This is a genomic window from Lacrimispora sp. 210928-DFI.3.58 (assembly GCF_020554865.1).
Taxonomy (GTDB): domain Bacteria; phylum Bacillota; class Clostridia; order Lachnospirales; family Lachnospiraceae; genus Enterocloster.
Map to the genome: position 1 here is coordinate 104,555 of NZ_JAJCIC010000009.1, position 20,723 is coordinate 125,277.

The 20,723-nt window shown below is 50.4% G+C and carries 20 protein-coding genes and 1 riboswitch; of the genes, 16 read left to right on the plus strand and 4 right to left on the minus strand.

Annotated elements, in window-relative coordinates:
• Nucleotides 1-101: 101 nt before the first annotated feature.
• The 8 genes from dapF (LIZ87_RS07920) to LIZ87_RS07955 all read left to right on the plus strand — a co-directional run bounded on the left by dapF (LIZ87_RS07920) (nt 102) and on the right by LIZ87_RS07955 (nt 7,616).
• Complete coding sequence (gene dapF / locus LIZ87_RS07920) at nt 102-962, plus strand: diaminopimelate epimerase (protein ID WP_178315611.1); 861 nt, start codon at nt 102-104, stop codon at nt 960-962.
• 203 nt (nt 963-1,165) lie between these two features.
• Nucleotides 1,166-2,503 carry a type I glutamate--ammonia ligase gene (gene glnA / locus LIZ87_RS07925; protein ID WP_178315609.1) on the plus strand — a complete coding sequence of 446 codons (1,338 nt, stop codon included), beginning with the start codon at nt 1,166-1,168 and terminating at the stop codon, nt 2,501-2,503.
• A gap of 39 nt (nt 2,504-2,542) precedes the next feature.
• A complete protein-coding gene (locus LIZ87_RS07930) occupies nt 2,543-3,091 on the plus strand; it encodes an ANTAR domain-containing response regulator (protein ID WP_178315607.1) in 549 nt (182 codons plus the stop codon).
• A 9-nt stretch (nt 3,092-3,100) separates the two neighbouring features.
• Complete coding sequence (dapF, locus tag LIZ87_RS07935; RefSeq protein WP_178315605.1) at nt 3,101-3,982, plus strand: diaminopimelate epimerase; 882 nt, start codon at nt 3,101-3,103, stop codon at nt 3,980-3,982.
• A gap of 165 nt (nt 3,983-4,147) precedes the next feature.
• Nucleotides 4,148-5,368, plus strand: coding sequence for an LL-diaminopimelate aminotransferase (locus LIZ87_RS07940; RefSeq protein WP_227146194.1), 1,221 nt, complete (start codon nt 4,148-4,150; stop codon nt 5,366-5,368).
• A 176-nt stretch (nt 5,369-5,544) separates the two neighbouring features.
• Nucleotides 5,545-5,985 (plus strand): Lrp/AsnC family transcriptional regulator, encoded by a 441-nt coding sequence (locus tag LIZ87_RS07945; protein WP_227146195.1) that lies wholly within the window; start codon nt 5,545-5,547, stop codon nt 5,983-5,985.
• A 111-nt stretch (nt 5,986-6,096) separates the two neighbouring features.
• On the plus strand, nt 6,097-6,879 hold the full coding sequence (locus tag LIZ87_RS07950; RefSeq protein WP_227146197.1) for an N-acetylmuramoyl-L-alanine amidase: 783 nt from the start codon (nt 6,097-6,099) through the stop codon (nt 6,877-6,879).
• A gap of 83 nt (nt 6,880-6,962) precedes the next feature.
• Nucleotides 6,963-7,616, plus strand: a complete 654-nt coding sequence (locus LIZ87_RS07955) for a 5-formyltetrahydrofolate cyclo-ligase (protein WP_227146199.1) — start codon at nt 6,963-6,965, stop codon at nt 7,614-7,616.
• A 6-nt stretch (nt 7,617-7,622) separates the two neighbouring features.
• Here the strand turns inward: LIZ87_RS07955 and ribH are convergent, their stop codons facing one another.
• The 4 genes from ribH to ribD all read right to left on the minus strand — a co-directional run bounded on the left by ribH (nt 7,623) and on the right by ribD (nt 11,280).
• Nucleotides 7,623-8,087, minus strand: a complete 465-nt coding sequence (ribH, locus tag LIZ87_RS07960; protein ID WP_227146201.1) for a 6,7-dimethyl-8-ribityllumazine synthase — start codon at nt 8,085-8,087, stop codon at nt 7,623-7,625.
• 88 nt (nt 8,088-8,175) lie between these two features.
• On the minus strand, nt 8,176-9,375 hold the full coding sequence (locus LIZ87_RS07965; protein ID WP_227146203.1) for a bifunctional 3,4-dihydroxy-2-butanone-4-phosphate synthase/GTP cyclohydrolase II: 1,200 nt from the start codon (nt 9,373-9,375) through the stop codon (nt 8,176-8,178).
• Between the two features lie 19 nt (nt 9,376-9,394).
• Nucleotides 9,395-10,159 carry a riboflavin synthase gene (locus LIZ87_RS07970; protein WP_227146205.1) on the minus strand — a complete coding sequence of 255 codons (765 nt, stop codon included), beginning with the start codon at nt 10,157-10,159 and terminating at the stop codon, nt 9,395-9,397.
• Complete coding sequence (ribD, locus tag LIZ87_RS07975; protein ID WP_178316901.1) at nt 10,141-11,280, minus strand: bifunctional diaminohydroxyphosphoribosylaminopyrimidine deaminase/5-amino-6-(5-phosphoribosylamino)uracil reductase RibD; 1,140 nt, start codon at nt 11,278-11,280, stop codon at nt 10,141-10,143. The genes LIZ87_RS07970 and ribD overlap by 19 nt, the downstream gene beginning before the upstream one ends.
• Nucleotides 11,281-11,570: 290 nt before the next feature.
• A riboswitch (FMN riboswitch) is annotated at nt 11,571-11,685 on the minus strand.
• A gap of 142 nt (nt 11,686-11,827) precedes the next feature.
• On the opposite strand from ribD, the gene LIZ87_RS07980 reads away from it, so the two are divergent.
• The 8 genes from LIZ87_RS07980 to LIZ87_RS08015 all read left to right on the plus strand — a co-directional run bounded on the left by LIZ87_RS07980 (nt 11,828) and on the right by LIZ87_RS08015 (nt 20,704).
• The gene (locus LIZ87_RS07980; RefSeq protein ID WP_227146207.1) at nt 11,828-12,463 is read left to right on the plus strand and encodes a cytidylate kinase-like family protein; all 636 of its coding nucleotides are present in this window, start codon (nt 11,828-11,830) and stop codon (nt 12,461-12,463) included.
• Nucleotides 12,464-12,609: 146 nt separating this feature from the next.
• Nucleotides 12,610-13,860 carry a peptidoglycan-binding domain-containing protein gene (locus tag LIZ87_RS07985; RefSeq protein ID WP_227146209.1) on the plus strand — a complete coding sequence of 417 codons (1,251 nt, stop codon included), beginning with the start codon at nt 12,610-12,612 and terminating at the stop codon, nt 13,858-13,860.
• Nucleotides 13,861-14,257: 397 nt separating this feature from the next.
• Nucleotides 14,258-14,980 carry a FadR/GntR family transcriptional regulator gene (locus LIZ87_RS07990; RefSeq protein WP_227146212.1) on the plus strand — a complete coding sequence of 241 codons (723 nt, stop codon included), beginning with the start codon at nt 14,258-14,260 and terminating at the stop codon, nt 14,978-14,980.
• Between the two features lie 15 nt (nt 14,981-14,995).
• A complete protein-coding gene (locus LIZ87_RS07995; RefSeq protein WP_227146214.1) occupies nt 14,996-16,477 on the plus strand; it encodes a sugar ABC transporter ATP-binding protein in 1,482 nt (493 codons plus the stop codon).
• Nucleotides 16,478-16,489: 12 nt separating this feature from the next.
• Nucleotides 16,490-17,527, plus strand: a complete 1,038-nt coding sequence (locus LIZ87_RS08000) for an ABC transporter permease (protein WP_178314063.1) — start codon at nt 16,490-16,492, stop codon at nt 17,525-17,527.
• A complete protein-coding gene (locus tag LIZ87_RS08005; protein ID WP_227146216.1) occupies nt 17,524-18,591 on the plus strand; it encodes an ABC transporter permease in 1,068 nt (355 codons plus the stop codon). The genes LIZ87_RS08000 and LIZ87_RS08005 overlap by 4 nt, the downstream gene beginning before the upstream one ends.
• Nucleotides 18,588-19,838 carry a Tm-1-like ATP-binding domain-containing protein gene (locus LIZ87_RS08010; RefSeq protein WP_227146218.1) on the plus strand — a complete coding sequence of 417 codons (1,251 nt, stop codon included), beginning with the start codon at nt 18,588-18,590 and terminating at the stop codon, nt 19,836-19,838. Before LIZ87_RS08005 ends, LIZ87_RS08010 begins: the two co-directional genes overlap by 4 nt.
• Before the next feature lie 35 nt (nt 19,839-19,873).
• Nucleotides 19,874-20,704 (plus strand): phosphoenolpyruvate hydrolase family protein, encoded by an 831-nt coding sequence (locus LIZ87_RS08015; protein ID WP_178313904.1) that lies wholly within the window; start codon nt 19,874-19,876, stop codon nt 20,702-20,704.
• The last annotated feature ends 19 nt before the right edge of the window (nt 20,705-20,723 follow it).

The window sequence follows — 20,723 nt, forward strand, 5'->3', positions numbered from 1 at the left end:
CAATATAAAACAGCAATATATTGATATTTTTATGAAAAAATGCCTGATAAAATGAAAAACAGATACATACAATCAAGAACAGAAGAAGGGTGCGGTGGAACATGAAATTAGTGATAGAAAAATACCATGGGCTGGGAAATGATTATCTGGTATATGATCCCAATAAAAATAGGCTGGAACTGACTCCTGAGAGAGTGCAGCTTCTGTGCAACAGGAATTTTGGCGTGGGCGCTGACGGGGTGCTGGAGGGACCTATTATAGAGGAGGACCGCATTTCCATGATCGTATGGAACCCGGACGGAAGCGTGACGGAGAGGAGCGGAAACGGCCTGCGGATCTTTGCAAAATATCTGAAGGATGCGGGCTATGTGCAGAAAAAGGATTTTACCATCCATTCCAGTGAGGGCCAGTCATCGGTCCACTATCTCAATGAGGAGGGCACAAGGCTGAAGGCCTCCATGGGAAAGGTGTCCTTCTGGAGCGATGATGTGCCTGTAACCGGTCCACGCAGGGAGATCATCAACGAGACCATGGTATTTGGCAGGATACCTTATCCTGTGACCTGCCTCTCCATTGGGAATCCCCACTGCGTGATCTTCATGGATGAGATCTCCAAGGACCTGGTCTGCAGGATCGGAAAATATTCCGAGACAGCCCGCCAGTTCCCTGAGAAGATCAACACACAGATCATGAAGGTGTTAGACAGGACCCATATCCAGACAGAGGTCTATGAGCGGGGAGCAGGCTATACCCTGGCCTCCGGCACTGGCTGCTGTGCAGCGGCAGCTGCCTCCTACAGGCTGGGCCTGACCGATCCGAAGGTCATTGTGCAGATGCCCGGCGGAACCCTGGAGGTGGAGATCGAGGAGGACGGAACTGTTCTTATGACAGGGGACGTGGGCTATGTGGGAAGCATGAGGTTAGGAAGCAGTTTCACAGAACAGCTGAAGGCGGTAAAATGAAAAATTTTAAGAAACTGGCATAAAACTTAGGCAAAGGTGACGATTGACAAATAAAAAACCAGCTGTTATATTTTTTATAGCTACAAGCAGTGCGTCCAAAAGTTGTTTCTATTATAGTTGCCGGAAAAGGGGCGGGCACCTTTCAGAGGTCCCGCCTCTATGTGTTTGAAACGTCCAGCAGTTGCAAGAGAAGGAGATTGGAAATGAGCAAATACAGTAAAGATGACATTATCCGTATTGTGGAAGAGGAGGATGTGGAGTTTATCCGCCTTCAGTTTACGGATATCTTCGGCCAGCTGAAAAATGTGGCAGTCACATCCAGCCAGTTAGAAAAGGCTCTGGATAACAAATGCATGTTTGACGGTTCCGCCATTGAAGGATTTGTAAGGATCGATGAGTCCGATATGTACCTGTATCCGGATCTTGATACCTTTGAGATATTCCCCTGGAGGCCTCAGCAGGGCAAGGTAGCCAGGTTTATCTGTGATGTGTACAATCCGGACGGCACGCCATTTTCAGGCGATCCCAGGAATGTGCTAAAGCGGGCGGTAAAGAAGGCCGCCGATATGGGCTATACCTTCCAGGTAGGACCGGAATGCGAATTCTTTTTGTTCCACACCGATGAGGAGGGCCGTCCTACCACCAATACCCATGAGATGGCCGGATATTTTGACGTCTCCCCCATTGATCTGGCGGAAAATGTCCGCAGGGATATTGTGCTGAACCTGGAGGATATGGGCTTTCAGGTGGAAGCCAGCCACCATGAGATCGCTCCGGCCCAGCATGAGATCGATTTCCAGTATTCTGAGGCCTTAAAGGCGGCAGACAATATTATGACCTTTAAAATGGCGGCAAAGACCATTGCAAAGCGCCACGGACTCCATGCCACCTTTATGCCAAAGCCCAAGGAGGGTGTAAACGGCTCCGGCATGCACATCAACATGTCCCTTTCCGATGAAAATGGCCGGAACCTGTTTGCCGATGAGAATGACCCAAAGGCCTTAAGCAAGCTGGCATACCAGTTTATGGCAGGTATCCTCCATCACATGAAATCCATGACCATACTGACCAATCCCCTTGTAAATTCCTACAAGAGGCTGATACCGGGGTATGATGCGCCTATCTACATTGCCTGGTCTTCCACCTCCAACAGGAGCTCCCTTATCCGTATTCCGTCTCCCAGAGGAGAGCATACAAGGATCGAGCTGCGCTGCCCGGATTCTGCCATGAATCCCTATCTTGCTTTGGCAGCCTGCCTGTGTGCGGGACTGGACGGCATTGAGCATGAGATGGAGCTTCCGACCTGTGTGGAGGGTAATCTGTTCTCTATGGAGCCGGAGGAGCTTAAGCGCCGCAGCGTGGAGAGGATCCCGGAGACACTGGGGGATGCCATCGAAGCCTTTGACGGAAATTCGTTTATGAAAGAAGTATTAGGAGAGCATGTCTATAAAAAGTACCTCAAAGCAAAGAAAAAGGAGTGGAGGGACTTCAGAGCCCAGGTCACAGACTGGGAGGTAAGCGAGTATCTGTACAAATATTGATGCCGTTTATCGGAAAACGCCTGCATGGAGGTGAGACATGTGACTAATATTATTGTAGCGTTCTCCAAGCCGGAGGATGGAAAGAACATAAAGGGCATTTTAATGAGAAACGGATATCAGGTAGTCGCTGTCTGTACATCCGGCGCTCAAACGATCTCCGCGGCCGACAGCTTGAGCAGCGGCATTGTGGTCAGCGGTTATCGGTTTGAGGATATGATGTGTGAGGACCTGCGCCAGTGCCTGCCGGTGACCTTTGATATGCTGCTCATCTCTTCGCCCAGCCGGTGGGGAGGACAGCCGGAAGGCAATATCATCTGCCTGCCCATGCCCTTAAAGGTCCATGACCTGCTAAGCACTCTGGAAATGATGGTCCAGGCCCAGATGCGTATACGCAGAAAGCAGCGCAGCAAGCCAAAGGAACGCAGTGAGGAGGAGAAGGGGCTGATCGCAGAGGCCAAGGCACTGCTTATGGAGCGGAATAACATGACAGAGTCAGAGGCCCACCGCTACATACAGAAATGCAGTATGGACAGCGGTACGAACCTGGTGGAGACAGCCCAGATGGTGATCAGTTTAATACATGTGTGAGGTATTGGTATGAAATTTACAAAAATGCATGGGATCGGCAATGATTATGTCTATGTAAATTGCTTTGAGGAGGAGGTAAAGGAGCCGGGGAAGGTATCTGAATTTATCAGCGACCGACATTTTGGCATTGGCTCCGATGGGTTGATCCTGATCTGCCCTTCCGAAAAGGCAGACTGCCGGATGGATATGTACAATGCGGACGGTTCCAGAGGCAAGATGTGCGGAAATGGCATCCGCTGTGTGGGCAAATACGCCTATGACCATGGCCTGGTGCCCCCTGACAGAAGGACGATCACCGTAGAAACCCTGGCCGGGATCAAGACGCTGGAGCTCCAGGTAGAGGATGGAAAAGCCGTTTCACTCACTGTGGATATGGGAAAGGGAGAACTCACCTCAGAGCTTCCTGAGGATATCCTGGTAGAGGGTGTGAGCCTGGAATCTGCCGGCAGCGCAGAGGCTCCCAGGGATCCGGAGGCAGGCTGTCTCTCCTTTGTGGGGATCAATGTGGGAAATCCCCATGCCGTATGCTTTACAAAGGGGATCGAAAAGCTGGATCTGGAAAAAATAGGCCCCTCCTTTGAATTCCATGAGCGTTTTCAGCCGGAACGCGTGAATACGGAGTTCATAGAGGTGGTGGACAAGGGCCACCTGAACATGCGCGTATGGGAGCGGGGCAGCGGGGAGACCTGGGCCTGCGGCACAGGGGCGACAGCCAGTGTGATGGCTGCCATTCTCATGGGCTATGCAGAGGATGAGGCTGAGGTAAAGCTGCGGGGCGGATGCTTAAAAATACGTCTGGACCGCGTCACAGGCCATCTGTTTATGACAGGTCCGGCCACGGAAGTATTCAGCGGAAGTATTGACATCCCGCCGGAAATATATTATGATTGACACGGCGGTAAATTGGATAAATATTGTATACAATATATACTCTCAGGGACCACAGGCACGAGGATGTGCGGGGTTCCTGGGAGTGTTCTGTTTATTCCATAGGAAACTCCGCGAGGACCGCACTGCGGCGGTCCATAAGGAAAGACAATGAGGAGGAAATGATCTATGTTCAAAATCAACGAAAACTATTTAAAGCTGCCGGGAAGCTATCTGTTTTCCACTATTGCAAAAAAGGTAGCGGCATTCCAGCAGGCCAATCCTGACAAGAGAATCATCCGTTTAGGAATCGGCGATGTAACCCTTCCCATTGCCCCTGCCATTGTGGAGGCCATGCACAAGGCAGTTGACGAGATGGGGCGTGAGGAGACCTTCCACGGCTATGCCCCTGATCTGGGCTACGGCTTTCTGCGGGAAGTGATCGCTGAGAAGGACTATAAGGCCTTAGGCTGCCCCATTGAGGCGGATGAGATCTTTGTCTCCGACGGCGCAAAGAGCGACTGCGGCAATATCCAGGAGATCTTCAGCGCTGACAGCCGTATTGCTGTGTGCGATCCCGTATATCCCGTTTATGTGGACTCCAATGTCATGGCAGGACGCACAGGAGAATATGACAGCGAGACAGGCGTGTGGAGCAATGTGATCTATATGCCCTGTACGGCAGAGAATAACTTTGTGCCTGCCCTTCCGGAAGAGACGCCGGATCTGATCTATCTCTGTGTGCCGAACAACCCTACCGGAACCACTCTCACCAGGGATCAGCTGAAGGTGTGGGTAGATTATGCCAACAAGGTAGGTGCCGTTATCCTCTATGATGCAGCGTATGAGGCCTATATTTCTGAGGAGGATGTGCCCCACAGTATTTTTGAGATCGAGGGAGCACGCACCTGTGCCATTGAGTTCCGCTCCTTCTCAAAGAAGGCTGGCTTTACCGGAGTCCGCTTAGGCTTCACCGTAGTGCCGAAGGATCTGACCTGCGGCGGTGTGATGCTCCATTCCCTGTGGGCCCGCCGCCACGGCACCAAATTCAACGGTGCTCCCTATATTGAGCAGAGGGCCGGAGAGGCTGTGTATTCCGAAGAGGGAAACAGGCAGGTAATGGAACAGGTTGCCTACTATAAGAAAAATGCAAGGGTGATCTATGACGGCTTAAAGGAGGCTGGCTATACGGTATTTGGCGGCGTCAACTCCCCTTATGTGTGGCTGAAGGTAGAGGACGGCATGACCAGCTGGGAGTTCTTTGATTACCTGTTGGAAAAAGCCAATGTGGTAGGCACTCCGGGCAGCGGCTTTGGCCCCAGCGGAGAAGGCTATTTCCGCCTGACAGCATTTGGAACTTACGAAAATACGGTGGAAGCCGTGGAACGCATGAAAGCATTAAAGAAATAATTTTATAAATCAGGTTGACAAGAAAGAAAAAAACGTTTATTATACAACAATAAGAAAATAATTCTTTTCGAGCAAAAGCGTTCGGGCCAGAGGTTCGGGCGCTTTTTCATTACATAGGCGGTTTTTACAGGCATATGGGAAGAAACAGTGCCGGAAAATAGGGAGGACATGAAATCATGGATGACATCGACCGTAAGATATTAAAGCTGCTTCAGGACAATGCAAGGATGTCCCTGAAAACCATTGCAGAAAAGACATTTCTGTCATCACCGGCTGTATCAGCCAGGATAGAAAAGCTGGAAAAGGATGGGATCATTTCAGGCTATCACGCAGTAGTGGATCCCATGAAGCTGGGCTATCATATTCTGGCATTTATCAATCTGGATGTGATTCCTGAGGATAAGCCGAAGTTCTATGCCTATGCCCAGGAGGTCCCCAACGTGCTGGAGTGCAACTGCGTCACAGGGGAATATTCCATGCTGCTGAAGGTGGCCTTCCAGAGCACCATGGAGCTGGATATCTTTATCGGGCAGCTCCAGAAATTCGGAAAGACCAGCACCCAGATCGTATTCTCCACCCAGGTAGGCCCCAGAGGAGTGGATGTGGAAGAAATCTAGTGTACTGTCTCATTCACTTTCAGTAGAATGGCGCAGAATGGATTTTCTGGCAACTTTTGTCTCATCTTCACATATGGTATAGGGTAAGGAATGATGTGAAGGAGAGCATATATGGCAGAGGTTAAACGTGTGATCATCGATGCCGGACACGGCGGGGATGAGCCCGGCGCTGTATTTGAAGGACGCCGGGAAAAGGACGACACGCTGCGGCTGGCTCTTGCAATAGGCGATATACTGGAAAACAGGGGAGTGGATGTGGTCTATACCAGGACAACGGATGTATTTGACACGCCTCTGGAAAAGGCCATGATCGCCAACCGTTCTGAGGGGGATTATTTTGTATCCATCCACAGGAACGCCATGCCCATACCGGGTACTGGAAGCGGGTCAACCGTGCTGGTATATGAGGATACAGGGATTCCGGCCATGCTGGCAGGCAATATCCAGCAGAGGCTGGTAGAAACGGGCTTTGCAGACTTGGGAATACAGGAGCGGCCGGGAGTGATCGTCCTCAGAAGGACGCAGATGCCGGCTGTTCTGGTGGAAGCCGGTTTTATTGACAATCCGTCAGACAACCGTTTCTTTGATGAGAACTTCGAGGCAATTGCCCAGGCAATTGCAGATGGAATCTCAGAGACGATCCGAGAGCAGGAGGAGGCAAGAACGGCCTACTACCAGGTCCAGGTGGGGGCCTTCCGCACCCGGATGCCTGGGGAGCGTCTGGTGAATGAGCTCCGGACAAAGGGACTGCCTGCATTTCTGGTCTATGATGACGGCCTGTACAAGGCACGCGTGGGCGCATTTCTAAATATGGACAATGCAGTGAGGATGGAGCGGACAGTGAGAAATCTGGGCTATCCTACCATGCTTGTGAGGGAGCCGGCCATCTATTGATTAATATGAAGGTTTTAGAAAAATGAAAGCAGGAACAAGATTGGCAGCAGCCGGATGGATAGGATCCGGCTGCTTTGGCCTGCATGGAGATGCTGTTTTGCGCAGCAGTACGGACCGCCTGGGCGGTGGTGCTTTTTGGCGGCAAAGGTACATGGAAGAGAACAGGAGGAAGCATGGAGAGGGCAGAGGAGAAGAGGCTGTTCAGGAAAAAGCTGAGGGAAGAGGTAAAGGCTCTTGGGCAGGAATACTGCAAAAGTGCGGATAAGTCTATACGGGATCAGGTTGTATCCATGCCGGAATACCAGAGAGCAGGCACCATATTCTGCTTTGTGGGCCGTCAGGATGAGATCAACACCATGCCGCTCATTCTGGATGCCCTTTTTCAGGGAAAACGGGTGGGCGTGCCTAAATGCGTGGCAGAGGGGATCATGGAGGTGCGCCGGATAACCGGAAAAGAGGATCTGGAGCCCGGAAGCTATGGAATACTGGAGCCGAAAAAGGGGACAGGTCTCATAGGGCCGGAGGAGATCGATCTCTCGCTGATCCCATGCCTTTCCTGCAGCCCAGACGGAAGACGTCTGGGCTATGGAGGAGGCTATTATGACAGGTATCTGCGGGAGGCAGCAGGGGCAAAGGCAGTGCTGTGCAGAAAACGGCTCATGCGGGAGGATATTCCGGTGGAAGAGCATGATATGCGGATAGGGCTTGTGGTAAATGAAGATGGAATTATAAGATAAGCCCCATTATCCGATCTGCCGGATCAGGTTCACCATCTCAATGGCTCCCAGGGCGCAGTCATAGCCTTTGTTTCCTGCCTTTGAGCCAGCCCTCTCAATGGCCTGCTCAATGTTCTCCGTTGTCAGCACACCGAACATAACGGGAATGCCGGTGGATAAGGATACCTGGGCAATGCCCTTGGAAACCTCATTGCACACATAGTCATAGTGCGTGGTGCTTCCACGGATAACGGAGCCTACGCAGATGACAGCGTCATACTTGCCGCTTTCCGCCATTTTGGAGGCGATCAGGGGGATCTCAAAGGCGCCCGGAACCCACGCCACATCGATGTCCTCCTCTGCCACATCGTGCCTTTTCAGGCCGTCTAAGGCTCCGCCTACCAGCTTTGAGGTGATAAATTCATTGAAACGGGAAGCTACGATCCCTACTCTGATCTTCTGCGGTACAAGTTTTCCTTCTAATACGTTCATGATTGATTCTCCTTTTGTTTCATTTATTTTCTATTTCGCTCGTCCCCTGCTCCATGAAGCAGCGGGAAACGCAAACGCTGCGTTTCTGTCAATAGTTTAAAATGTGTCCCATGCGGCGCTGCTTTGTGCGCAGGTAAAACAGATCGTAAGCAGTGGCATCCATCTGGATCGGAAGCCGTTCCTTGATCTCGATGCCATAGTCGGATAGCTGGTACACCTTGTCGGGATTGTTTGTTAAAAGCCGCAGGGTTTTCGCTCCCAGATCCTTTAAGATCTGAGCCCCGGTGAAATACTCCCTTAAGTCTCCCGCAAAGCCCAGGGCCAGGTTGGCATCCAGGGTGTCCATGCCATTGTCCTGGAGCTCGTAGGCCTTTAGCTTGTTTACCAGGCCGATCCCGCGGCCCTCCTGGCGCATGTAGAGGAGGACTCCTCTTCCCTCCGACTCAATACGGCTCATGGCGGCGGCCAGCTGCTGGCCGCAGTCACAGCGGATGGAGCCAAAAGCATCGCCTGTCAGGCATTCTGAGTGGACACGGCAGATCAGGTCCTGTCCATCTCCAATGTCGCCCTTTACAAGAGCTACATGATGCTCCCCTGTGAGACGGCTGACGTAGCAGTGGGCTTTAAACAGGCCGAAGCGAGTGGGCATATTGGTGACGGCAACGCAGTCAACCAGCTTTTCATGGCGCTTGCGGTAATCCTGGAGGGACTTGATGGTGATGAACTTGAGATCCCATTTTTGGGCAAGCTCTATGAGCTCCGGGGTGCGCATCATGGTCCCGTCCTCCCGCATGATCTCGCAGCAGAGTCCGCATTCCTTAAGCCCTGCCAGGCGCATAAGATCCACGGTGGCCTCCGTGTGTCCGGGACGCTCTAAGACGCCGTTCTTCTTTGCCATGAGAGGAAACATATGGCCCGGACGGCGGAAATCCTCCGGCCTTGCATCCTCCGAAACACAGGCTCTGGCCGTGACGCCCCGCTCCTGGGCGGAAATGCCTGTGGTGGTGGTCACGTGGTCAATGGAAACCGTAAAGGCTGTTTCGTGGCTTTCCGTATTCTCTGTTACCATCTGGGGAAACTGAAGCTTTTTGCAGAGCTCTCTGCTCATAGGCATGCAGATCAGCCCTTTTCCGTGTACTGCCATAAAGTTTACATTTTCTGTGGTGGCAAACTGGGCGGCGCAGATAAAATCGCCTTCATTTTCCCTGTCCTCGTCATCCGTCACAAGGATCAGCCGTCCCTGTTTTAAATCCTCCAGGGCTTCTTCTACTGTGTTGAACTGAAACATATGGATACCTCCTTGATGATTAAAATCCGTATTTATGCAGCATTTCCATTGTGATGCCCGCTGAGCTGGCTGTGTCTGTCCGGAAGGACCCGGAAGGCGGTTTGGAATTATGTCGATGAAGCGACCCGCCGCAGGCGGAGAATCCTGCGGAGCAGGATTCTTTTTTTATGGAAGATCCGGGTGCAGCCTCCAATTTTCCCCAGGACAGCAGCTGTTCCACATACTTTCCGATGCAGTCATTTTCCAGGTTTACAATGTCCCCGGCCTTTTTGCGGGACAGGGCAGTGGAGGCAGCCGTGTGGGGGATGATGGAAACGCTGAAATCCTCTCTGCCCGTCCGTGCCACGGTCAGGCTGATGCCATCAATGGCAACGGAGCCCTTTTCTACAGTCAGGCGTAGGATGGATGACGGAGCGGAGATGGTGTACCAGACAGCATTGTCATCCCGTCTCACATTGGTGATGGTTCCGGTGCCGTCCACATGGCCGGATACGATGTGACCTCCCAGCCGGCCTCCCAGGGCCATGGCCCGCTCCAGGTTGACGGGGCTTCCGGGAGCCAGGGCGCTTAAGGAGGAGCGGTTCATGGTCTCCGGCATGACATCAGCTATGAAGCCTGATGGGATAAGGCCTGTGACCGTCAGGCAGACACCATTTGTGGAAATGCTGTCCCCGATGCTTGTTCCCTGGGTAACGGTTTTGGCTTTGATCTTAATGGAGCAGGAGCGCGCTCCCCGGCTTACGGAAAGGACGGTGCCGACTTCTTCTATGATTCCTGTGAACATGGTGCTGCCTGCCTTTCATCTGTAGTATTGATGGAGGGAAGGACATCGCTCTCCACCAGGATATCATCCCCGATCCTGGTGACGGATCTGGCAATAAGGGAAAATGCTTCATCCGGCACATTTACGCCCCTGCCGCCTACGGGCGATCTGGCATCCCGGCCTCCGAAGAGCTTTGGGGCAATGTAGGCCTGTACCCTGTTTACGATCCCTGCCCGCAGGGCAGACCAGTTGAGCTCCCCGCCGCCTTCTAAAAGAACACTGTCAATGCCGCGCTTTCCCAGCTCGTCCATGAGGGCTGCAAGGTCTGTGTGACCGTCATGCTCCGGCAGGGAGAGGATTTCATAGCCCATATCCAGATATGGACAGAGCGCATCCTGGTCCTTCACACAGGTGGCAAGGAGAGTGGGAAATTCCCGCGCTGTCCTGCTGATATTGGAATCAAGGGGCATGCGCAGGCCGCTGTCGCAGATAATGCGCAGAGGCGTATGTCCGCCGGGCTCCCGGCAGGTGAGCAGGGGATCGTCTGCAAGGACCGTTCCGATACCGGCCATGATGGCGCTGTAGATGCCTCTGTCCCGGTGGACCTTTTTGCGGGCTTCCTCTCCGGTGATCCAGCGGGAGCTTCCGTTCCAGGTAGCGATCTTCCCGTCCATTGTCATGGCATATTTCATAATGACATAAGGGCGTTTGGTGCGGATGTAGTGGAAGAAGACCGGGTTGATGGAATCGCATTCCTCCCGGAGGACGCCCTCTGTCACTTCAATTCCATGGGCTTTCAGGATAGAGACGCCCTTTCCTGATACAAGGGGATTGGGATCCGCGGACCCGATCACGACCCGGCTTAGCCCATGCTCAATAATGGCGTCCGTACAGGGCGGCGTTTTCCCGTGGTGGCAGCAGGGCTCTAAGGTGACGTAAATGGTTGCTCCCTCTGGGGACTGCGTGCAGGAGGCCAGGGCATTGCGCTCCGCGTGGAGCCCGCCGTAAGCCTCATGATAGCCCTGGCCGATGATGCGGCCATCCTTGACAATGACAGCCCCTACCATGGGATTGGGCGAGACGCGCCCCCGGCCCTTTACGGCAAGCGCTAGGGCGAGAGACATATAATCCGTATCATTCATAGATTTATACCTCCTGGTGTATTTGTCCGGGCAAAAGGCACTGGCCTGTGCAGCTGTAAAAGGGCGGTTGCAGAATTGTGCGGCAAGGTGCAGGCAGCAAAAAAGCCCGGAACGTTCGTTCAGGGCTTGTGGCGGGAATACATGTGTTGAATCGGAAAACAGGAAATAAATGGAGATATACCGGTTTGCCTGCCGGACATTTTCCAATAAAAAACCTGGAATGATGTTTTTCATTCCAGGGCATGTTTACCAATCAAATATGCGGACGATCCCATAAAGGGATATCCATATGTTCTCTTCTTTCATCCAGACTATACTGTCGGCTTCGGAGTTTCACCGAATCATACCTTGCGGCTCGTGGGCTTTACCACCGGTAGGGACTTGCACCCTGCCCTGAAGAACTTATTTCGCTGTAAGTGATTATAATACCATAGCAGAATGTTGTCAAGAATATTCTGATTTTATATAACATTCCTCGATTCTGTGCTATAATTGAGACAACAGAGGCTGTTGGTGTTCTACATTTTCATAACTGGGAGGCGGGTATATGAAGGATGGAAGGAAACTTATTTTAACCATTGGCAGGCAGTATGGCAGCGGAGGCCATGAGGTTGGGAAGCAGCTGGCAGAGGCGCTGGGGCTGGATCTTTATGATAAGAATATCCTGCGCATGAATTCCAATGAGAGTGGTATCAAGGAGAGCTATTATCATATGGCGGATGAGAGGGCCGGGGATAAGCTGCTTTACAAGATTGTAAAAAGCATGACACCGGAAAATGGAGCGCCATCCCTGGGGGCTGACCTGGTTTCAGCGGACAACCTGTTCCGGTTCCAGTCAGAGGTGATACGCAAGCTGGCGGCCGCGGAGGACTGTGTGATCATTGGGCGGTGTGCTGACTATGTCCTGGAGGGGACAGAGGGGCTGGTGCGGGTGTTTATCTATGCGGATATGGATTTCAGGGTCAATAGGATCACGGAAAAGGGGTATTACGATCCCAAGGATGTGAAAAAAAATATCCGCCGCATTGACCGTGAACGCCGTGATTATCACCGGTATTATACGGGGAAGGACTGGGAGAATGTGGAAAATTATGACCTGATGATCAATACGGCTGCTATGGGAATAGACGGAGCAGTGGAGACCGTGAAGGCGTATCTGCGGATCAAAGGGTATGAGGTATAAAGAAACGTGTTTTGTATGGGAATGGGCGGCGAAGGCTCCTGCATGGCAGGGGCCGGGCAAAGAAGTGGATGAAGTTTTGAGGGACAGGCATATATTGGCAGGCTGAGGCTTATATTAGAGGTAATGATATTGCTATGAGGTTTTATATGGCAACGAATCCAGAACCAACCTCCAGAGGCCTGCTGCAGATAAATGTGGTGAATATCCAGAATAATTTTCCGATCCGGAATGCGAAGGTGACGATCAGCTATACAGGGGAGCCTGACAGGCCCATTGAGGAGATACGGACCAACAGCTCCGGGCAGACGGAGCAGGTGTCCCTGCCTGCTCCGCCAGTGGAATATAGCCTGGAGCCCAGTGAGATCCAGCCCTATTCGGAGTATAACATTTTGGTGGAGGCGGAAGGATTTCAGCCTCTGGCTATTGCAGGGACGGAGATCCTGGCTGATTCCACGGCGCTGCAGCCTGCGGCAATGACGCCTGACACAGGGGGGATTCCGCCGGAGGAGCCGGTGGTGATACCGGAGCATACATTATATGGGAATTATCCGCCGAAGATCGCGGAGGCGGAGATCAAGCCGGTAAGTGAGAGCGGGGAGATCGTCTTAAGCCGGGTGGTGGTGCCCCAGACCATTGTGGTACACGACGGGGTGCCCACGGACAGAACGGCTAGGGATTACTATGTGCCTTACAGGGATTATATTAAAAATGTGGCCTCCAGTGAGATCTATTCCACCTGGCCTCAGGCCACGATCACGGCGAATGTGCTGGCGATCATGTCTTTTACTCTGAACAGGGTGTATACGGAGTGGTACCGCAATCAGGGATATGACTTTACGATCACGTCTTCTACGGCTTTTGACCATAAGTGGATTTATGGAAGGAATATTTTCCAGAGCATTTCTGAGGTGGTGGATGAGATCTTTGATAATTACCTGTCGCGTCCGGGAGTCAGGCAGCCCATACTGACCCAGTATTGTGACGGGAGGCAGGTGCAGTGTCCGAATTGGATGACCCAGTGGGGTTCCTGCTCCCTGGGGGAACAGGGGTACAGCCCGATCGAGATCCTGCGGTATTTTTATGGGGAAAATATGTATGTGAATACGGCGGAGCAAATAGCAGGGATCCCGGCGTCCTGGCCGGGGTATAATTTGACGGTGGGAAGCTCCGGGGATAAGGTGAGGCAGCTGCAGGAGCAGTTGGATGCCATTGCGGAGGTTTACAGCGCGATCCCCAGGATTTCGGCGGATGGGATCTATGGGCAGCAGACGGCAAATGCGGTGAGGGAGTTTCAGAATATTTTTGGAATGCCTCAGACTGGGGTGGTGGATTTTGCGACCTGGTATCGGATCTCACATATTTATGTGGGGATCACCAGGATTGCGGAGCTGGTGTAAATAAGATGGCTGTGAAATGAACGCGGACGCGCGGGAGGTGTATCCGTTCGTGAGAGGAAGGACGGCAGCGAGGCCCACCGCTGCCGCCCTTCCTCTTACCCATTAGGCGTCTTGCGCTCACTGTGTTTATTTTACGATTAATCTGGGCGTATTTTCATTTCTTTTGTGTATCATTTTTCTGAAAAGAGTAAAACCCCCACACTATATTGGCAAAATGCACATTTTTATCTTTTTAAAATTTAAAATAATAAACATATTGACAGACTCTTTTCTGTGTGCTAGAATCAAGTTGTAACACAAGTTATAAGTGATAAGTTACAAAAAAGTACTAGTCTCGCTTGTTCGGTATTGCCGCATTTGCTATAATGTAAAAAAAAACGAAACGGTGGATAAGATCATGAATACAATCGAAAAAAATAATCTTGTTGAAGAAGCGTACAATCAGATCATTAATATGATTGCAACTGGTGAGTGGGACGAGGGAAGCAAGCTTCCATCAGAAAATACCTTGTGTGAGATATTGGGAGTCAGCCGCAATACCGTTCGTCAGGCGTTAAACAGGATTACGGCCTTGGGGATTATTGAGACCAGGCAGGGCTATGGCTATCAGGTGCGCAATCTTAATACAGGAATCTATCTGAATTCTCTGCTCCCAACCATGCTGCTGCGTTCGAAAGATCTGGAAAGCATTACAGAATTTCGCATTGGTATAGAGAGCGAAGCAGCCGCATTGGCAGCTGTAAGGGCGGATGAGGAAGACTTAGAGCGGATGAGGATAAACTGTGAGATGGCGGAAAAGGCAGTGCACGGTCAGGACGATGTGTTTGCCCAATATGATATGGCTTTTCACCGGGCAGTAGCAGAGGCCTCAAAAAATGAACTGTTTATCAAAACCGCAGAAATGCTGGAGACCATGTATACCGTATGGCTCATGGGCTTCCAAAGAACTCATGGCAAAGATGCAAGTCACGATTTCCATTACAATATCTATCTTTCCATTAAAAACAGAAATCCTTCTGAAGCCAAGCGGTATATGCATGAGCATCTGGAGGATGTCCTTCGGAAAGTGAAGATTGATAAAGAGCGGAAAACTCGCCTGGGAGAAGCCAAGCAAGAATAGAAGAAGGAGGAGCAGATGGAAAAACTATTGGAATTTAAGAATATCTCAAAATATTTTCCAGGAGTGAAAGCCCTTGATGATGTGAGTTTTGACCTGTATCCGGGAGAAGTTCATGTGATCGTTGGAGAGAACGGTGCGGGAAAATCTACGCTGATGAAGGTATTGTCTGGTGCGTATACAGCAGATTCCGGACAGATCGTTCTTCAAGGAAAGGTGATTGAGAAAAATTCGCCTAAAGTATCGGAAGAAATGGGAATCAGCATGATATATCAAGAGCTGAATCTAGTTCCAGAGTTGTCCATCGCGAGCAATATATTTTTAGGGCATGAGATAAAAAAGGGCATATTTGTGGATAAGAAAGCTCAGAAAAAACGAGCGGATGAGCTTTTAAAGGATGTGGGTATTCACATTGACTCAAATACCTTAGTAAAGAATCTGGGTGTAGGAACCCAGCAGATGGTAGAAATTGTAAAAGCTCTTTCGAAAAATGCCAAAGTCATAGTATTCGATGAACCTACCAGTTCCCTTACGGAATCAGAGATCCAGGAACTGTTCCGGATCATAGGGCTCCTAAAGTCCAGAGGTGTGGGAATGTTTTACATCTCGCACCGTCTGGAAGAATTATTTGAGATCGGTAACCGCGTAACCGTTATGAGAGACGGAAAGCATATTCTGACAGATGACATTAAGAATATGAATATGTCTCAGATTATTGAGGGGATCGCAGGAAGGACCATTGATAATCTGTATCCTCACACGCGCAAACAGCCTGGGGAAGTGCTGTTTGAGATCAAGAATCTCTGCGGGGCAAAGTTCCAGGATGTGTCCATGAAGGTACGGGCAGGAGAGATCGTGGGAGTATCTGGCCTGGTTGGGGCCGGGAGGACAGAAACGGTAAGGGCAGCCTTCGGAATCGATAAGTATACTTCGGGGGAGGTATACATTATGGGGAAAAAGGTTCCGCCGGGTAAGCCTGATGCAGCGGCAAAGATGGGGCTTTGCCTGCTGCCGGAAGACCGGAAGCTGGAAGGACTTGCGCTTTCTCTGAATATCAGAGAGAACAGCGTCATATCTTCATTAAAATTATTATATCCATCAGGGATCATTAACGACAAGCTGGAGAAGGAGAAGGTTCAGGGGTATATCGATCAGCTGGAGATCGCCACATCTACACAAGAAAAGCTGACAAAGTTTTTGAGCGGCGGCACACAACAGAAGGTAGTAATTGCAAAGTGGCTGTTGTCCCAGTCTAAGGTGTTTATTTTTGACGAACCCACCAGAGGAATTGACGTAGGTGCGAAAAGCAGTATCTATCAATTAATGGATCAGCTTGTAGAGGAAGGTGCAGCAATACTAATGATTTCGTCAGATATGCCGGAGATCTTCGGTATGAGTGACCGTATTCAAGTCATGTCAGGCGGAAGGGTGGTTGGAGAAGTGGATAAGGATGAAGTGGATCAGAACATGGTGCTTCATCTGGCATTTTCCAACGTATAGGTGGGGTGAATTATGACAAAAGGAAAAGCCAGTTTCAGATTAACAAATCTTCCAAATTCTACATATGTCTTTCTATTTGCATTTGTTTTGGCATCGGTACTTGTTCCTAATTTTTTTACACCTGGTAATATTACTACAATGCTGACACAGGCCTGCGTGATGATGACACTGAGCGCGGCAATGTCCATGTGCCTGATGACAGGCTGTATTGACCTGTCGCTGGGCGGGATGGTGTCTATGACTGGTGTTGTGATTGCAATTCTTTTGAAGAATCAGGTCCATGCAGGCCTGGCAATCCTGGCAGGAATCCTGTCCGGAACAGTATTTGGGATGTTCAACGGCTTTGTGGTGGCAAAAATGAAGGTCCCTCCCTTTATCGCTACATTTGGGGCTTCTGGTATCGCACAGAGCATAGCCAATATTATCAGCAATGAACGCACAATTTCTTGGGAGCAGGGAAGTCATTCAAGGCTTATAGAGCTTTTGGGAAGCAATGTCCTGACAGTTTATTTTGGGCCAAAGCCGGCACAAATATTGTCTATTTCAGCTCTTCTTTTGATGACAGTAATTATTTTGACCATTGTTCTGCTGGTTTTTAAAAAGACTGTGCTGGGGAGCAATATTTATGCTCTGGGGGCAAATGAAGAGACAGCCAGGCTTTCAGGCATCGACAATGTAAAATGGAAGATCGGGATCTATGCTGTTTCGGGATTTTTAGCTGCTTTGGCTGGCATGATCGTAATGATCCGGACCAACAGCCTTCAGCCAACAGTAGGCGATGGATTAGAATTCCAGGCGGTTGTGGCGGCTGTACTGGGTGGAAACTCCATGAAAGGAGGCAAGGGCTCTGTTCCAGGTGCGATCCTGGGGGCGCTTACTCTGTATACGGTAAGAAATGCTATGAGTTTATGGGGAATCGATACCTCTGTGGTTATGGTGGTGATCGGAGGAATCCTGGTATTTGGAATGATCATGAATGAGATCGTCAATACGGTGGCTGAGAAAAGGCAGCTTTACAGAAAGACTGCCGGAAAGGAGGCGCGGTTATGAATAATAGGATGGGAAAGCGCCTGGCCGCCCGGCTATGTGGATTATCAACCATCATCATTATGGTGTTTGTATTGGTTTTCTTTACGATCATCAATGGTGCGAATGGTGTGAACTTTTTGACTCCTTCTAATGTTTCTACGATCATTAATCAGGCAAGCTTTCTGGTAATTGTAGGTATCGGCCAGGCGATCGTTATTCTTTTGGGAGGCGTGAACCTTTCCATGGGAGCGGTTATGGCATTTACCACAGTGCTGTGCGGCGGAATGCTGCTGAAGGATAATGCAACCAGCGCAGCGGTTCCTGTGGTGCTGGTGCTGGCCTTAGGCGCTTTTATCGGCTTTTTGAACGGAGTAATGGTCACAAAGCTGAATATACCGCCATTCATTGCCACCTTTGCTATGATGTATGCCTGCAGAGGACTGGCGTGGGTATATCTGAGAAACAGGGTTTTATACTCCTTAAAGGAAAGCTTTCGTGTGATCGCAACCGGAAGGGTACTTCAGATCGCGGGCTTTACGATCACAGTCCCCATGCTGATCGCAGCGCTCTCACTATTTGTATTCTATCTGATATTGAAGCATACCAGTTTAGGACGCAAGATTTATTTTACCGGGGCAAACGTAACGGCAGCCAGATTTTCCGGGATCAATACGGATCGGTTGACGATCCTTGTTTACAGCTTAAGTTCTATGATGGCAGCGTTTGCGGGTTTGATGTATGTAGCCAGGTTAAACTCTGCAGAACCAGGACTGGCTGGTAAGGCTCATTTTGAGGCGATCACGATCTCTCTGATCGGCGGCTTCTCCATGAGCGGCGGATATGGAAATATATGGGGAATAGCTGGCGGAGCTGTGGTGGTATATACCATTCAGTCTGGTATGAACAGCCTGCAGCTTCCAAGTGAATTGCAGACGCTGGTAAATGGAGCACTCATCATAATCGCTGTATTTGTAAATCAGATCCTGATGAACAAAAAGATGGAGATCGAGAACGACTTATGTGAAGAATTGACAGTACAGAAGGCGAAAAAAAGGGCCGGTAAAGGCATGGAGGGTGGAGCATGAAATCAAACGTATATTTTATAGCGACGTATGACACAAAGGGAGTGGAGTCTGATTATATCAAGAGACAGATTGAAAAAAACGGTGCGAACTGCATCACTGTGGATGTAGGAGTAGGAGGAGAACCTACGGCAGTTCCGGATATTTCGCTGGCAGACCTGTGCAGGGGCTCTGGATTTACGGTAAGCCAGATCCATGAGATGCCCAGAGGCAGGGCAGTGGAGACTGCTTCCAACCTGGTAGAGAAATACGTTGGAGAGAAGTTTAAAAATGGGGAAGTGGATTCCATTATCGGTATTGGAGGAGCCGGTGGAACTCAGATTGTGACACAGACTATGCGGACTCTCCCTCTGGGCCTTCCCAAGCTCATGCTCAGCACGTTGGCAGCGGGAAATGTCCGGTGGTATTTAGAGGACAGCGATATTGCCATGATGCCTTCCATGGCCGATGTGGCAGGCTTGAACTGTGTGACGACAATGATCTTTGACAGGTTCGCAGCTTTAGCCGCGAAGTCGGCGCAGTGGTATAAAGAATGTTTCCCGGAGCATAAGGAGAGACTGGCTGACTGCAGTGTACATCGCGTAAGCCAGACGATGTATGGCACTACCACCAAAGGCGTGACAAAGGCCAGAAACTGCCTGGAGAAAATGGGATATGAGACATTGGTGTTCCATGCCTCCGGCGCAGGCGGAAGGGCAATGGAGAATCTGATACGCGGCGGGGTGATCCATGGAGTGCTGGATATGACTCTGGCTGAAATCGGCGCTCATCTGGTAGGCGGGCTGCACAATGCCGGGCCCAGGCGCCTTGAAGCGGCTGTTGAGAAGAAGATCCCTCAGGTCATTGTTCCGGGAGGAGCGGACACCATCGTACTGCCTCCTATGGCAGATCTTCCTGACAAATTCAAAAATGGCAGGATACTCAACTATCACAATCCCACCATGACCACCATGCGGACGAATGTGGAGGAAAATGAAAGGATCGGACAATTCATAGTGGAAAAGCTGAAAAAGGCAGAAACCCCTGTGGTCATCCTGATCCCAAAAGGCGGCTTGTCTTCCATTGATAAGCCGGGAGATATTTTTTATCTTCCGGAGGCAAATGAGATGCTGTTCCATACGCTGAAGGAAGGGCTGAAGGGTACAAAGGTGACAGTGATCGAAGATGAACGCCACTTATACGATCCGGGCTTTGGAGAACGGGCAGCAGAAATATTGGACGAGCTGATGAAAAAGCATTATGGAAAATAAGCAGTAAAAAATAATAAAAAGAGAGGTATTCTATTATGGCAAAAAAGTATAGCAGACAGGAAATGTTAAACTATCTCAGAGCGATCCGTGAAAAAGGGGAGCCTATTGTTGTGGCCGGAGCAGGAAGCGGCCTTACGGGAAAGGCCATTGAGGCCGGCGGCGCCGACGTGCTGATGGTATTTAATTCCGGTAAATACCGTATGAGCGGACATGGCTCCTTATCAGGCTGGCTGGCCTTCGGCAATGCCAATGAGGTTGCCTTTAACATGGGAGCCAACGAGGTGCTTCCGGTTGTGAAAAATGTTCCTGTGATCTGCTCCTGCTTTGGTCAAGATGTGACCAGGGAGATCGGAACACATTTAAACCGGGTGATGACCGAAAATTTCAGCGGTATCAACAACTTCCCTACTATGGGTATGGTGGACGGCCAGTTCAGAGAGCAGCTTGAGCTGACTAACCTGGGCTTCCAAAAAGAGATCGACATGGTGCGCATTGCCAGGGAGAAAGATATCTTTACGATCGTATATGTATTTAAACCGGAGGAAGCAAAGGCCATGGCTGAAGCAGGAGCAGACTGCATCATTTCCCATGTAGGCCTGACCGTAGGAGGTATGATCGGAACTACGAAGAGCCTGACGATTGAGGAATCCGCCGAACTGACACGGTCCATTATGGAGGCAGGCAAGGCGGTAAGAGATGATATCATATGGCTGGCTCACGGAGGTCCCCTGGCTACTCCAAAGGATTTTAAAGAGTTCAAGGCGCTGCTGCCGGAGATCGATGGCTTTGTAGGAGCTTCCAGTATGGAGCGTATCCCTACGGAGGAGGCTATTGTAAAGACCGTAAAGGAATTTAAGTCCGTTTAAATAATGGATCTATTTCAAC